The organism is Tissierella sp. MB52-C2, assembly GCF_030931715.1.
Lineage (GTDB): Bacteria > Bacillota > Clostridia > Tissierellales > Tissierellaceae > Tissierella.
In genome coordinates this window covers 2,157,638-2,173,132 of record NZ_CP133261.1, presented here as the reverse complement: position 1 = coordinate 2,173,132, position 15,495 = coordinate 2,157,638, and the positions used below count along the sequence as shown (strand labels likewise).

Sequence of the window (15,495 nt, the reverse complement as noted above, 5' to 3'; positions counted from 1 at the left end):
GGACTTGTTATATTTAGGAGTTGATGGTGGAGGAACCAAAACTGCATTTGTCTTAATAAATGATAAGGGCAAGATATTAGCCTATAATATAAAGCCGACTTGCCACTATAAGCAATCATCACTTAAGAACTTTGAAAATGTAATAAGAGAAGGGATAAAAGATATTTGTAATGAAGCTAAAATATCTATTGAAGAAATCAATTATGCATTTTTAGGAATTCCTGGCTTTGGTGAAATTAAAAAGGATATTCCTCTACTATTAAACATTATAAAAGAGATGCTAAATGATGTTCCATTTACTTGTGACAATGATGCAGTCGCTGCTTGGGCAGGATCATTGGCTTGTAAGGCTGGAATAAATATGGTCGCAGGTACAGGTACTATTGCATTTGGAATGGATAAAGAAGGACATTCTACTAGAGCAGGTGGATGGGGACACTTCTGTGGTGATGAGGGATCAGCTTATTGGATAGGAAAAAAAACCATAGAAATATTTAGTAAGGAATCTGATGGGAGAATTAGTAAGACTCCTCTTTATAATATATTAAGAGAAGAATTAGATATAGAAAATGATTTTGACCTAATAGATATTGTTATTACTAAGCTATCTATGAAAAGAGATGAAATTGCAAAATTTTCAAAGATAATATATAAGGCTGCCTTAGAAAATGATAATGAAGCTATTAAGGTCTTTGAAGAAGCAGCTTTTGAACACTACCTTACTATAAAATCTGTAATCAATCAGTTAAATCTACAGGATGAGGAAATACTCATTTCCTATTCAGGTGGTGTATTTAATGCAGATAGTTTTGTATTAGAACCTTTAAAAAAATACTTAGAGGAACATGGAAAGGTTAAATTAATGAAACCTATTTTGCAGCCAATAACTGGTGCAGCATTATATGCAAAGATGATAGATTCAAATAAGTATGAAGAATCTGTAGTAGTTACCTTAAAAGAAGAAGAAATAAAATGGAAGATTTAACCTAAGATATTGAGAAGGGTGGATAAGAATGGCAGGATTAGTTTTTAAAAATGTATATAAGATATATCCAGGAGATGTAGAAGCTGTTAAGGAATTTAACTTAGAAGTTAAAGATAAGGAATTTGTAGTATTCGTAGGACCTTCAGGATGTGGTAAATCTACAACTTTAAGAATGCTTGCAGGACTTGAGGAAATTTCAAAGGGAGAAATATATATTGGAGATACTTTAGTTAATGATGTTCCCCCGAAAGATAGAGATATTGCTATGGTATTTCAAAACTATGCCCTTTATCCTCATATGACAGTTTATGATAATATGGCCTTCGCCCTTAAATTAAAAAAATATCCTAAAGATGAAATCAATGCTAGAATTACAGAAGCAGCGAAGATACTAGGAATTGAAGAATATTTAGACAGAAAACCTAAGGCACTTTCTGGAGGACAAAAACAAAGGGTAGCCCTTGGAAGGGCCATTGTTAGAGATCCACAAGTATTTCTTATGGACGAGCCCCTATCTAATTTAGATGCAAAGCTTAGAGTCCAAACTAGGGCAGAAATAATAAAGCTCCACGAAAGATTAGAGACTACTTTTATATATGTGACCCATGACCAGACAGAAGCCATGACCATGGGAGATAGAATTGTAATAATGAAAGATGGTGTAATACAACAGGTAGATACACCACAAAGCGTATATCAAAATCCAGCAAATGTTTTTGTAGCTGGGTTTATAGGAAGTCCTCAAATGAATTTTATGGAAGGAGTATTAATCTCTGAAGGGGATAACTATAGTATTAAGATAGATGATATTAGACTTAATATTTCCAAAGAAGTAGGTAAAGGATTAGCTGATAAAGGATATTTAAATAAGGCTATAATCATAGGTATAAGACCTGAACATATTTATAACGAAACAAGAAAAACTCAAATAGAATTAAATGGTTTTGTAGAATTAATTGAAATGTTAGGCTCTGAGAAATATGTATATATTAAATTAGGAAAATATCAATTGATTTCAATAATAGATTCAGATATAAATATAGAAAATCATAAAGATATAAAAATATACTTTGACGAAAGAAAGCTACACTTTTTTGATAAAGATACGGAATTAGCAATAAAATAAATTAATAACTGGGAGAGGTAAATCCATGGATATTGTATCAAATAGAGAAATGTTAATAGAAGCGAGAAAAAACAAATATGCTGTTCCTGCTTTTAATATTCATAATCTAGAAACTATGAAGGGAGTAATAGAAGCAGCTTATGAACTTAGGTCTCCTCTGATGATTGCCACAACTCCAGGAACTGTAAAATATGCTGGATTAGAATTTATAGTTGCTATGGCTAGAGCAGCAGCTAAAAAATATGATATTCCCATAGCACTACACTTAGATCACTGTACAGATGTAGAATTATTAAAGCAATGTATTCAAGCAGGATATAAATCAGTAATGATAGATGCTTCTCTAAAGTCTTATGAAGAAAATATAAGTATTACAAGGGAAGTAGTTAAGTATTCCCATAGATATGAAGTTAGTGTAGAGGCAGAATTAGGACTAGTAGGTGGACAAGAAGATGATAGAGATATAGATGAAAAGGATACTACCCTTACAGAGCCACATATCGCCTTAGATTTTATACAAAAGACAAATGTAGATTCCTTAGCTGTTGCCATAGGAACTGCTCATGGCGTCTATAAATCTGAACCTAAATTAGACTTTGAAAGATTAAGTAAAATCAATAGTATGGTAAGCATACCTCTTGTATTACATGGTGCATCTGGTGTACCTCACGAAAGTGTAATAAAAGCAGTAGAAAATGGAATTAGTAAAGTAAATATAGCAACAGAACTAAAAATACCATTTGCTGAAGCTATTAAGGAATATTTTAAAGAAAATCCATCTGCAAATGATCCAAGATATTATTTAACTCCGGCTAAGGATATGGTAAAGAAAATAGCCATGGAAAAAATAAAAGTCTGTGGAAGTGCAAATAGATATTAAAACTTATAAGGAGGAATATAGTTGATTTTAACTATTACTTTAAATCCTTCTATTGATAGAAGATATGATGTAAAGGATTTTGAAAAAGGAAAAATATTTAGAACTAATGAATATCAATATACAGCTGGTGGAAAAGGTATCAATGTTACTAAGGTAATAAATACCTTTGGAGATCCAGTTTTAGCTACAGGATTTTTAGGTGGCAGAAATGGAACATATATAATAGATAAACTGGCTAAAATCAATATAGAAAATGATTTTATATTTATTAATGGAGAGACTAGGTCTTGTATTAATATAGCATCAAGTGATGGAAGTAATACAGAAATACTTGAATCTGGCCCTACTATAGATGAAGAAGAATTAAATAAGTTCTACCAGCTATATGATAGTCTATTGGATAAATATAATATAATATGTGCATCTGGAAGTTTGCCTAATGGATTACCAGTAGATATATATAATGAACTAATAAAAAGAGCCAATAAAAAAGAGAAAAAATTTATTTTAGATACCAGTGGTGAGCATTTAGCAAAAGGTATAATGGAAAGACCATATTTAATAAAACCTAATAAAGAGGAGCTAAGTAAACTCATAGGCAGAAATATTAACTCTGAAGAAGATATTATTAGGGGAGTAAAGGGTTTTATTGAAAATGGCATAGAAGTAATATGTATATCATTAGGAGATAAGGGAGCATTAGTATTTAATAATGAATATATGTATAGAGTAGATATTCCCAAGGTGGAGGTTATGAATACTGTAGGATCTGGAGATTCTATGGTTGCAGGATTTGCAGTATCCTTATTGAGGGGATATGATTTTGAAAGTATGTTAAGATTATCTTCTGCCTGTGGAACTGCAAATGCCATGGAGTTGGAAACAGGTAAGGTAGACTTAGACAATGTAGATAAGTTAATCAATAGGATAAAAATTGAAAAAATAAAAATATAATTATAATTATACAAAATACAAGTTAAAATGCTTATAGCTAAATTGGTTATAGGCATTTTTTATCTAAAATTATATAGATATATGATTAAGTTTAGATAAAAGAGGTAAAGAGTTATATTAGAGGTAATTATTTAGGATTATATGGAGGCGAGTTTATGTTAATAAAAAACGTAGATATTATTACTCCTTATGAAGTTTTAAAGGGATACGGGGTTTTAGTAGAAAATGGACAAATAGTAGATATAGATTTGGAAGAAAAGTTTAGTAATGGAAAACATGAAATAATTGATGGAGATGGAAATTATCTTAGTCCAGGATTTATAGATATTCATAACCATGGAAACAAAGGATTTGATATAATGGATAGTAGTGAGGAAGCCTTAGATGAAATTGGGAAATACCATATTTCCAATGGTGTAACATCTTATTTAGGTACTGTAATTACTTCCTCCTATGATAATATAATGAATGCAATAGAAAATATAAATAATTATACAAATAAACATGATATATCCCGTATTATAGGGGTACACTTAGAAGGGCCATTTTTTGATTTAGGTAAAAAAGGTGCTCAGCCAGAAGAACATATTAAAACTCCAGATTTAGATAAGATAAAATCAATAGTAGATATAGCAAAGGATAAAATGAAAATGGTATCCATAGCTCCAGAGTTGGAAGGTGCCTTAGATATAATAAAATATTTAAAAGCAAGAAATATAACAATAGCCATGGCTCATACAAATGCAACCTTTGAAGAGACTAAAAAGGGCATAGACTGTGGAGTAACTGTCGCTACTCATTTATACAATGGCATGAGAGCCTTTAGTCATAGGGAGCCTGGAGTCATAGGAGCTTCCCTTGAGGATGATAGAGTATACTGTGAGATAATCTATGACAGAATCCATTTACATGATGGAGCTGTAAATATTGCCTTAAAGATGAAGGGGTATGATAAAATAGTATTGGTTTCAGATGCCATGAGAGCAGCTGGACTTGAAGATGGAGAATACGAACTAGGTGGGCAAAGGGTTGATGTTTCAAAAGGAGCAGCAAGGCTAGAATCAGGAAGTTTAGCTGGTTCCACTCTTAATATGCAAAAGGCTGTATACAATATGGTAAAATTTTTAAACATTCCTATTTATGAATCAGTAAAAACGGCTAGTTTAAACGCTGCAAAAGCCATAAATGTAGATGACCAGTTGGGAAGTATTGAAATAGGTAAAAAAGCTGATTTAATTATTTTTGATAAGGATATAAATATTAAAAATGTTGTATTAGATGGAAAATTAGTATTTTAACAAAAGCATCCCTAGGGATGCTTTTGTTATGTGAAGTGTTATTGAGTTCGATTAGTATAGCTAATATAATATAAAATATATAAATATAGTAATATTACTATATTTATCATAAATATTGTCGATAGTACTTATAATATAAGTTTTTTAAAAGAAAGTATGATTATTTAATGAAAAAAAGTTATACTTTTTCAATTATAGTCTTTAAATATGTACATCCTGTTTTAAAATAATTTTAAAATTAAGGAGAGAAATAAATGTATATAAATAATCTCTTTAGTAAGAATAATAATTTTTTGTTTGGAAATATAAGTAAAAAAAACAACACATTAAGTCTAACTAATAATAAGAATATAGATTCTTATATTAGGAGTGATAAAAATGTGAATATAACTAAATATATTAATTTCAAAAAAATAACACCTAAAATGATAGAGAACAGAAAGATGATAGACTTTTCAGATGAAGTTGTTTCTTTTGAATACAATACAAATAATTTTTGTATTGGTAGTGGTAGTACAATAATAGAGATACCAATTAGTGATGTGTCACCAGTTATAGATTTGGATAATGTAGAAACTTTAAAAGTTAATGATAACAGATTGATTTTAAAATCCAACTCTTATTATAGATTTAGTCATAATGATGGTATAGATAGGATTTACGGAGCAACAAATAGAGGGTTTCAAACAATTAAATTCGTTGATAACATCTATAATGATCAAAATAATTCTTTTGATGAAGTATTAGACAACACTTCAGATATAATAAATGACTTATTGAGAAACCAGAATTATATAAATGGATCAAAAAAAAGTACTGAATATTTACTAAAGGAGTTAGGTTTTAAACCAGGAACTTTAGAAGTGGGTTTAACAGCAAATAAAACTTACAAATATTTTTATAAAGATAGTGGTGGCATAATTAATGAAAAAACTTTTAATGATAACATAGATGGTATCAACTCAAGAAACCATATTGAATATGGAGTTCCAAAAGATGCTAAATGGATTATTGGAGGAAATGAATATCACATGAATGAAGATGGATATTTTAATATTCCACATTTATCAGATATCAAATGTAGTACAGGAGAGTTTAAATTGGTAAACTCTACAGGGCAAGAAATTTTTCTGAAAAATCCTGATAAAGTTAAATAATAAGTAATAAAGAGCAATGCTTTGTTAAGGAGCTATTAAATTGAATAATAAAACAAATAAAATTTCAAAAATGATTTAACTTTATGAGACATATATTTAATATATGTCTCATAAAGTTATTTTTTAGTTTTATATTGATATACTAAGTGTAAACTTTGTATAATATAGTGAGAAAAGATGGGAAAACCGAGGTGGAATATGGGAGATAATATATTAGGTGAGATTTACCAACAAAATACAGATAATGAAATTAGAAAATCAATAGGGCAATATTATACACCAAATTTTGTTATTAAATATATATTGGAAAATACAGTTGAAAAAGTAGATATAATTCAAAATCCTTTTATTAGTATAATAGATATTTCTTGTGGTGCAGGATATTTTTTGACTGCCTCTTATGATATTTTAAAGGAAAAATTTTTACTAAAACTAGAGGAAATACGAGATAAATATAAAGATAATATATACACCATAGAAAAGTATGAGAAAATAGTAAAAGTAAAGGGAATAGATTATTGGCAGAAAGAAAATATTCACTATCATATACTGAAACATTGTATCTATGGTGCTGATAAAGATGGGGTAGCTGTTGATTTAACTAAATTGGCTTTATTATCTAAAGAAGAAATAGACTATATAATAGACTTAAATATTGTAGAATGTGATAGTCTAGTAAGATGGGAGAACAATGTTATAGATTCAAAGGATTATAACCAACTGAAGGAGTTCTGGAGTAAAAAATATGATATTTCCATAGGCAATCCGCCATATATTGGACATAAACAATTGAGTATAGAGTATAAGGAATGGTTATTGGAAGAATATAAGGATGTGTTCAAAGATAAATCAGATATTTCCTTCTGCTTTTTCCAAAGAATACTTGAGATTTTAAGTCCTAAAGGAATATCTGGAATAATAACTTCTAGATATTTCATGGAAAGCCCTACGGGGAAAGAGTTACGATTGTATTTAAAGGAAAATACAGATATTTTTGAAATAGTAGATTTCTATGGAGCTGAAATTTTTAAGGATGTTAAAGTTGCGACTGCCATATACTTATTTAAAAAACATAGACTAATAGGTAATAAAATAAAGGTACATAAATTAATTAATGATAAGTATAAATTTAATGATTTAAAGGATTTGAGATCAAAGATAGAGTCTGATTTATTTAGTAGTTTTCAAGTAGAACAGGATAGCTTAGAACTAGAAAGATGGATACTTATATCTGAAAGAAGTTTAAATATCTATAAAAAAATAGAAAGAAAGACGAGATATAGATTAGGAGATATAGCAAACTCTTTCCAAGGAATTATAACTGGATGTGATAAGGCATTTGTATTAAATGGAGAAGAAGTAATGTCAAAAAATATAGAAAAAGACTTACTTAAAAGATGGATAAAAAATAGTAATATAGAGAGATATAATACCTTAGACAATGATCTATTCTTAATATATTCTGACTTAATAGAAGAAGAGGGGGATTATCCAAGAAGTATAAAATTTATTAAAGAATATAAAACAAGACTAGAAAAGAGAAGAGAATGTAAAACAGGCAGTAGAAAATGGTATGAGCTACAATGGGGTAGAGATAGAAACTTATTTGAACAGCCTAAAATAATATTTCCTTATAAATCTAGAAGCAATAGATTTACAATAGATTATAATAATCTATATTATAGTGCAGACATATATTCTTTAGTTGTTAGAGATGAATTTAAAGATAGAATATCCCTGGAATATTTAGTTGGATTACTTAATTCAAGTATTTATGAATTTTACTTTAAACTATTTGCTAAGAAAATGGGAAAAGGAATTTATGATTATTATCCTAATTCAATATTGGATTTAAAAATAATTATGGAGGAAATAGTAGATGATATAAGCGAAAATGTTAATGAGATAATGAAGTTAAAAAGTAAAGGTGATGCAGAAATTCAGAAAAAGATATATGATTTAGAAAAAAATATAGATGAAATTATAGGAGAATATTTTGAATTAGATGAATTAGATTATGAAATAATAAATAACTATATAAACAAATAAAGCCATGATATTATCATGGCTTTATTTGTGTGTGTGTGTCATAAAATTAATATATACTTAACAACTCCTCGATAGGGAGAAAATATCTAATTTACAAAAACATAAAAAGACAGGGAGATAAAGTGACATATATTAAAGTAATATCACCTTATCTCCCTGTCTTTTTATCTGAAAGTTTCCTCATAATATACATATATGAATTGCTTCTTCGATGCTTGATTTAACAAGTCTCTCCAGGGAACGCGTCAGATTATTGTTAAGAACCTGAGAGTTTCAAAGTAAGTTTAGTGATATGCTTACTTTTTGCTCCTACGGTTATCTATTAGATATTTCCAATAATCTTCATTCGCTTATTAACTTTTCAACTATTATCATGTTAACACATAATTTAAATAATTGCAAGTAAAAAATAATATTTATATCAAAAAAATTATATATACTATGTAATGTAAAAAAAAGAACTTCTAGTTAAAATTGAAGTTCTTTTTTTATATTAATAAGAGAGAATGAATTTGCTGTAAATTATATGGTTTTTTCTTCTGATACTATATGATCTTCATAATAATAATTGATATTTTCATATTTACCATTTTTCCTCATAACAGGGTGGTAGTTCCCAACTTTAAGAGCCTCAATAAAGTCTTTATGATCTCGTATAGTATCATAAAATTTTGTAGCGTAGGACCCAAGCTTAGGAAGTTTATGAGCATCACTTGCACCTAAAGATGGTATGTTTAATTCTGTAGCTAAGGCATAAGCCTGTAGATTGTGGTATGAATAAGTACTACCATTAAAAGATTCTACGCCTGTAAGGAGATGTTTAAGTTTTCTAATATTTTCTCCCATACCACGATTATTATTTCTAAAGGGATGTGCGGCAATGGCAGCACCCTTATGTTTTTTAACAAGTGTTAAAAGTTCCTCTGCACTTATCATTTCTTTTGGGATATCTTTTAATCCAAATACAAGTATATCTCCTTCAAAAGTAAGTATCTCCGCACCTACTATTACTAAAACATCGTTTATCTTAGCAGAATCACCTAGTTCATTTCGTAAATGATTATTATCGTGATTTGTAATACACATGGAATCTAAGCCCATAAGCTTACCTAATTCGATAGATTCCTTAAAATCAAGAAAGCTGTCAAATGAATATTTGTTTTCATGTATATGAGTATCTATAATCATAAATATTCCTCCAAAACTTCTAATATAAGTACTATACCATAAAAATAAGTCATAAGTTCAATTATAGATAAATATTATAAAAATGATTTATCCTATTAAGAAAACAAATAATTTAAAAGTTATATAATTTGTAAATAAAATTTTATTTTGTGAATAAAATAATATAGGGAATAATAAAAATTAGAATTATATTTAAATCAGTTATCAATTGATAATGCTTTCTATCTTGGTAATACTATTGAATTATCTATAATATCTATGTATAATTAAATTATCATTATCAATATAAAATTAAGAAAGGTCTGAAAAACATGGAAAATTATAAATTAGGTGTGAAAACTTCTTGGATAACGGCTATAATCAATATTATTTTAGCTGCATTTAAGGTCATTGCAGGAATAATAGGAAATAGTAGTGCTATGATTGCAGATGGAATACATACTTTATCAGATATTTTAACTACCTTTGTGGTTTTAATAGGACTAAAAATATCCTCTAAAGAGGCAGATAAAGATCATCCCTATGGACATGAGAAATATGAGTCCGTGTTTGCAAAAATTTTAAGTATGCTATTACTATTAACTGGAATATTTATAGGATATGAGTCCATTAAGATTTTAATTAATGGTGAGATTAAAGCACCAAAACTAATTGCACTTGTGGCAGCTTTATTATCTATCCTAATTAAGGAAGGAATGTATTGGTATACAATTAAAGTAGCTAAGAAAATAAAGAGTATATCTATGGAAGCAGATGCTTGGCACCATAGATCTGATGCTTTTTCCTCTATTGGTACATTTGCAGGTGTGCTTGGAGCTAGGCTAGGTTTTCCTGCTTTAGACCCAATTGCGGGAATAATAGTATCTATTTTTGTAATTAAAGTGGGTGTAGATCTATATATAAAATCTGTTAAAGAATTAGTTGATGAATCTGCAAGCGAAGAAACTATAGAAATAATCAAAAATAAAATTCAATTCATCGATGGAGTAAGAGGAGTAAAAGAATTAAAAACTAGGATATTTGGAAATAAAATTTATGTTGATGTAGAAATTTTTGTAGACCCTTATATTACAGTGAAGGAGGGGCATGATATTTCTGAAATAGTCCATGACCAATTAGAAAAAGATATTGAGGATATTAAACATTGCATGGTTCATATTGAACCTTTTCAAGAGAGTTAACAAAAATTGTAATAATTTTGTAATAATTTGGTTGCATCATTGAATATAATAGAATATAATAATCTTATATTTGAAATCTAATATGGGGAGTGTTCATATTGAATAATAGAAAACACAAGCTACCAGTAACAATTGCAGGTATATGTCTTATTGGTTTAATCGGATTTAAGGATACAGGAATATTTGTTAGGGAATATGTTAGTATAGATGATGCTACTCAAGTTGCATTTAATGAAGAAAAAGTAACTATTATTGGAGAAAAACAAGATGCAATATACGAAATAGCAAGAAATGAAACAATAAGGACTACTAAAACTTCACAGAAATATAGAGTAACTGTTGATACATATATTCTGGACAAGCCAGAAGAAGGACCTATTAGGGTATTAAAAGAAAATGAGATTTTACAAATTCTTAAATTTGAAGATGACACCTATGGATTATTTAATACAGAAGATGGTATTGATGGATATGTAAAACTATCGGATTTAGAGGCAAGTGTAGAAGAGAATATTTCTTATGGAGTTTCAAAAGTTGATAAGGTACTAAAAGACAATAATTTATTTTACACCTTAATTAAAGGTGAGACTGTCTCTATAAAGGACTTCAAAGATAATACTTATATTATTATAGACGAAAATGGAAATGAGTTTAAGGCTAATGAAAGCTATATTGATTTAAGAAGGTCAAGAGAAAGAGCCACTAGAGGAAGCATATCTAGAAGAGGAACTGCTGTTACTAAGGTAGTTCAGGCTGCCCATGAAGAACTAGGAAAACCTTATGTAGCAGGAGATACTGGAAAAAGAGGATATGATTGCTCAGGACTCACATACTCTATTTATTTAAATACATTAGGAATAAAACTTAATAGATCTTCGACTTCTCAATCATCCAACGGAGTAGAAGTGAAAAAAGAGGAGCTTGTACCTGGAGATTTAGTATTTTTTAGAACATCAGGGACAGGTATAGGTCATGTAGGACTATATATTGGAGATAACAATATGATACACGCATCTTCAGGCAGAAGGCAGATTATGATATCATCTCTAGATGAAGCTTATTATAAGCAGAGATATATAACAGCAAGAAGAATTATAAATAATTAGCTAGAAGTAAATGCATTAAAAGTTATAATAATTTTTAATGCATTTTTTGTTAGCAAAATAAAATAGAGATAATTCGGAAATTTCTGCCAAACTCAAATTAATGTTGTGTACAAAATAGTAATATGTTATACTCTAGTTAAAATTTAACAAGCTGTTTTTAAAAAAAGGGAGGATGGGAAAATGATTGCATTGCTAAAGTTTTCACCAATATTTTTACTAGCAGGACTTATGATGGTAAGCAATATTGAAGCTTTAGGTTTTTTAGGAATTAGTTTAGACATTTTAGTTATAGCGCCTATTGCAACTGTATATGCAGCAATAATAGCTGCCATAACTGAGAAATACAAACTAAATGAAATCGTAGATGCAGCAGTGGATAATGTGAAGGAGATGCAGTTGGTATTTTTTATTCTTATGCTTGCTTATGCTATGGCAGAAGCATTTATGTCAACTGGAGTTGGAGCCGCAATCATTAATATGGCATTAGGGCTTGGAATCACAGGTAAGACTGTAGCAGTAATAGCATTTATTATTTCAGCAATACTATCAATTGCAACTGGAACATCATGGGGAACTTTTGCAGCTTGTGCACCTATTTTCTTATGGCTAAGCCATATAGTAGATGGTAATGCATTAATTACTTTTGGAGCAATAGCAGGTGGGGCATGTTTTGGAGATAATATAGGACTTATATCAGATACTACTGTAGTTAGTTCAGGAATTCAAGAGGTAGAAGTTATTCATAGAATTAGGCATCAAGGTGTATGGTCTGGCCTATGTTTAATTGTAGCAGCAATTTTATTTGTTGTAGCAAGTTTAGGATTACCAGGTGAAGTTGGTAGTGCAGCCGATGCAATAAATCAAATTCCAGAGGAAGTATGGACTACATTGGCTGAAGAAAGACCTGCAGCAGTAGATTTACTTAATCAAGTAAAAGAAGGTGTACCGTTTTATATGGTTGTGCCTCTGGTACTTGTTTTAATAGCTGCAATAAAGGGAATTCCTACTTTGGCTTGCTTAGGGCTTGGACTTATTTCTTCTTATATATTTGGTATGTTTGCTGGTACTGTTGAAAATACTACCCAATTTTTAGGAATGATTGAAACGGGTTTTGCAGAAGCGGGAAAATGGGTAATAGTTATGATGATGTGGGTTGGAGCCTTTGGTGGAATAATGAATAGGATGAATGCCTTTAAACCTATATCAAATTTAGTTTCAAGGCTAGTAAGAAATGTGAGACAATTAATGTTTGCTAATGGTATCTTGTCTATTATAGGTAATGCTACATTAGCAGATGAAATGGCTCAAATAGTAACTATTGGACCTATTATAAAAGAATTGACTGATGAAAATGTGGAGGCAAGTGAAGAGGATATGTATAAACTTCGCTTGAGAAATGCTACCTTCTCTGATGCTCTAGGAGTATTTGGTTCACAACTTATTCCATGGCACGTATATATTGGATTTTTTATAGGTATTGCCAATGCCGTATATCCAATAAAAGTATTTAAATGGACAGAATTTGTTAAATATAATTTTATGGCATTTGTAGCCGTAGGTTCAATATTATTATTAACTTTAACTGGCTGGGACAGATTTGTTCCTCTGTTTGGTTTGCCAACTGAGCCAAATGTAAAACTAAAAAAGCATAAATCTGTAAAAGCGAAATAATTATAAGGCACCTAAATTTTAGGTGCCTTTTTGCAAAGGGATTCTTGAATAAAAAGCCTAATATGTTATAATCTGAGTAGTTACACAAATATTAGTTATAGATAATAGATGAAAGAGGTGTTGTTAATTGGCTGAGGTTTTAAAAGGAAATGTTGTTGCGACTGGAATTAAAGAAAAGATGAAGCAAGATATTGAGGAACTTGCTAAAATAGGAAAAGTGCCTACATTAGGTATTGTAAGATTAGGAGATAATCCTGATGATGTTTCCTATGAAAGAAGTATAATCAAAAATTGTGATACCATAGGTATACAATCTAAGGTTTTTGAAAAAAACTTAGATATGTCAACAGAAGAATTAGTAGCTTTAATGGAAGAATTAAATAATGATGACTCTATATCTGGAGTTCTTGTATTTAGACCTTTACCTAAACATATTGATGAGACTAAGGTAAGAGAAGCTTTGTCACCAGCTAAAGACGTAGATTGTATGCACCCAATGAATTTAGCAAAGATATTCGAAGGAGATATGACGGGATTCGGACCTTGTACTGCAAAGGCAGCTCTAGAAGTATTATTATATAATAATGTACCATTAGAAGGTAAAAATGTAGTAGTTGTTAATAGATCTATGGTACTTGGAAAGCCTCTAGTAATGATGTTACTTGAAAAAAATGCAACTGTAACTATTTGTCATTCTAGAACTAAAGATTTACATGAAATAACCAGTAAAGCAGATGTAGTAGTAACTGCTTTAGGTAAGGCGAAATTCTTTGATAAAAAGTATTTTAATGAGAAGTCAGTATGTATAGATGTTGGAGTTAGTTTAGATAGTGAAGGAAAACTAAGCGGAGATATTGATTATCCAGAGGTATCAGAAATGGTATCTATGATAACACCAGTTCCTGGTGGTGTTGGTTCAGTAACTACATCTATTTTATTATCCCATGTAGTTGATGCTTGTAAAAAAATGTAAATATAAATCGAAAAAAAAGAGTCAACATTGACTCTTTTTTTCATTTTAGTACAAAAATAGTCAATATTCTTTGAAGGAGATTTGAATATCCGTAGAGAATATATAATAGTACAGAAGAAAAGACAGGAGGGGGTATTTTGTATCTATCAGTAGAAGAACATAACAATAATTTATTGGTACAATTTAAAGGTGAACTAGATCACCACACTACAGAGAATGTAAGGGAGAAAATAGATCAGAAGTATAATGATCTAAGGCTCAAAAATATAATACTTGATTTAAGGGGATTGACCTTTATGGATAGCTCAGGTATTGGACTTATTATGGGGAGATATAAAAATTGTATAGAAAAAACTGGCATTATGGCAATAGTAAGTGATAATTCCTATGTAGAGAAGATGTTGAAAATGTCTGGACTCCTTAAGATAATTAATGTATATCCAACAATTGAAGCAGCAATTGAAAACTTATAAAGGAGATGAAGAAAGTGGAAAAGAATTATATGAAATTGGAGTTTCTAAGTAGGTCTAATAATGAATCCTTTGCAAGGGTTGTAGTGGCAGCATTTGCGTCTCAATTGGATCCTACATTAGAAGAATTATCAGACATTAAAACTGCCGTATCTGAAGCTGTAACTAATGCCATTATACATGGATATGAATATGGACAAGGAATAGTAATAGTTGAATCAAAAATTGAAGATAATGAGATAGAGATAATAATTGAAGATAAGGGAATGGGAATACTAAATATAGATCAGGCAAGAGAACCTTTTTATACGTCTAAACCTAATATGGAGAGATCAGGTATGGGATTTACAGTTATGGAAACTTTTATGGATAGCCTTCAGGTAGAGAGTATTAAAGGTCATGGAACAAAAGTAAAGATGACTAAGAGATTTCAGAGCCTTCCAAATAAGGAGTAGAT

The 15,495-nt window shown here is 29.8% G+C and carries 14 protein-coding genes and 1 riboswitch; of the genes, 13 read left to right on the top strand and 1 reads right to left on the bottom strand.

The genetic code is table 11. From position 1 onward, the window contains the following. Window positions 1-4: 4 nt before the first annotated feature. The 7 genes from RBU61_RS10905 to RBU61_RS10875 all read left to right on the top strand — a co-directional run bounded on the left by RBU61_RS10905 (window position 5) and on the right by RBU61_RS10875 (window position 8,449). Entirely contained in the window at window positions 5-985 is a 981-nt protein-coding gene (locus RBU61_RS10905) for an ROK family protein (RefSeq protein WP_308875435.1), read from the top strand. Window positions 986-1,013: 28 nt separating this feature from the next. Next, entirely contained in the window at window positions 1,014-2,111 is a 1,098-nt protein-coding gene (locus RBU61_RS10900) for a sn-glycerol-3-phosphate ABC transporter ATP-binding protein UgpC (protein WP_308875434.1), read from the top strand. 25 nt (window positions 2,112-2,136) lie between these two features. Further along, on the top strand, window positions 2,137-2,991 hold the full coding sequence (gene fba / locus RBU61_RS10895; RefSeq protein WP_308875433.1) for a class II fructose-1,6-bisphosphate aldolase: 855 nt from the start codon (window positions 2,137-2,139) through the stop codon (window positions 2,989-2,991). Window positions 2,992-3,012: 21 nt separating this feature from the next. Continuing rightward, the gene (gene pfkB / locus RBU61_RS10890) at window positions 3,013-3,945 is read left to right on the top strand and encodes a 1-phosphofructokinase (protein ID WP_308875431.1); all 933 of its coding nucleotides are present in this window, start codon (window positions 3,013-3,015) and stop codon (window positions 3,943-3,945) included. 155 nt (window positions 3,946-4,100) lie between these two features. Continuing rightward, window positions 4,101-5,243: an N-acetylglucosamine-6-phosphate deacetylase gene (gene nagA / locus RBU61_RS10885; protein ID WP_308875429.1), complete on the top strand. Its 1,143-nt coding sequence runs from the start codon at window positions 4,101-4,103 to the stop codon at window positions 5,241-5,243. A gap of 254 nt (window positions 5,244-5,497) precedes the next feature. Continuing rightward, window positions 5,498-6,400 (top strand): hypothetical protein, encoded by a 903-nt coding sequence (locus tag RBU61_RS10880; protein ID WP_308875428.1) that lies wholly within the window; start codon window positions 5,498-5,500, stop codon window positions 6,398-6,400. A gap of 198 nt (window positions 6,401-6,598) precedes the next feature. Beyond that, window positions 6,599-8,449: an Eco57I restriction-modification methylase domain-containing protein gene (locus RBU61_RS10875; protein WP_308875427.1), complete on the top strand. Its 1,851-nt coding sequence runs from the start codon at window positions 6,599-6,601 to the stop codon at window positions 8,447-8,449. A 146-nt stretch (window positions 8,450-8,595) separates the two neighbouring features. Continuing rightward, window positions 8,596-8,696: riboswitch (glycine riboswitch) on the bottom strand. Between the two features lie 275 nt (window positions 8,697-8,971). Here the strand turns inward: RBU61_RS10875 and RBU61_RS10870 are convergent. Beyond that, on the bottom strand, window positions 8,972-9,637 hold the full coding sequence (locus RBU61_RS10870) for a PHP domain-containing protein (RefSeq protein ID WP_308875426.1): 666 nt from the start codon (window positions 9,635-9,637) through the stop codon (window positions 8,972-8,974). Between the two features lie 311 nt (window positions 9,638-9,948). Here RBU61_RS10870 and RBU61_RS10865 point away from each other — a divergent pair, with 311 nt between their 5' ends. From RBU61_RS10865 to spoIIAB, 6 genes are all read left to right on the top strand, one after another. Continuing rightward, the gene (locus tag RBU61_RS10865; protein WP_308875425.1) at window positions 9,949-10,818 is read left to right on the top strand and encodes a cation diffusion facilitator family transporter; all 870 of its coding nucleotides are present in this window, start codon (window positions 9,949-9,951) and stop codon (window positions 10,816-10,818) included. 98 nt (window positions 10,819-10,916) lie between these two features. Beyond that, on the top strand, window positions 10,917-11,924 hold the full coding sequence (locus tag RBU61_RS10860; protein WP_308875424.1) for a C40 family peptidase: 1,008 nt from the start codon (window positions 10,917-10,919) through the stop codon (window positions 11,922-11,924). A 180-nt stretch (window positions 11,925-12,104) separates the two neighbouring features. Beyond that, the gene (locus RBU61_RS10855; RefSeq protein WP_308875423.1) at window positions 12,105-13,595 is read left to right on the top strand and encodes a Na+/H+ antiporter NhaC family protein; all 1,491 of its coding nucleotides are present in this window, start codon (window positions 12,105-12,107) and stop codon (window positions 13,593-13,595) included. Between the two features lie 127 nt (window positions 13,596-13,722). Continuing rightward, entirely contained in the window at window positions 13,723-14,568 is an 846-nt protein-coding gene (locus RBU61_RS10850; protein WP_308875422.1) for a bifunctional 5,10-methylenetetrahydrofolate dehydrogenase/5,10-methenyltetrahydrofolate cyclohydrolase, read from the top strand. A 137-nt stretch (window positions 14,569-14,705) separates the two neighbouring features. Next, window positions 14,706-15,041 carry an anti-sigma F factor antagonist gene (gene spoIIAA / locus RBU61_RS10845; RefSeq protein ID WP_308875421.1) on the top strand — a complete coding sequence of 112 codons (336 nt, stop codon included), beginning with the start codon at window positions 14,706-14,708 and terminating at the stop codon, window positions 15,039-15,041. 14 nt (window positions 15,042-15,055) lie between these two features. Next, a complete protein-coding gene (spoIIAB, locus tag RBU61_RS10840) occupies window positions 15,056-15,493 on the top strand; it encodes an anti-sigma F factor (protein WP_308875420.1) in 438 nt (145 codons plus the stop codon). Window positions 15,494-15,495: the final 2 nt, after the last annotated feature.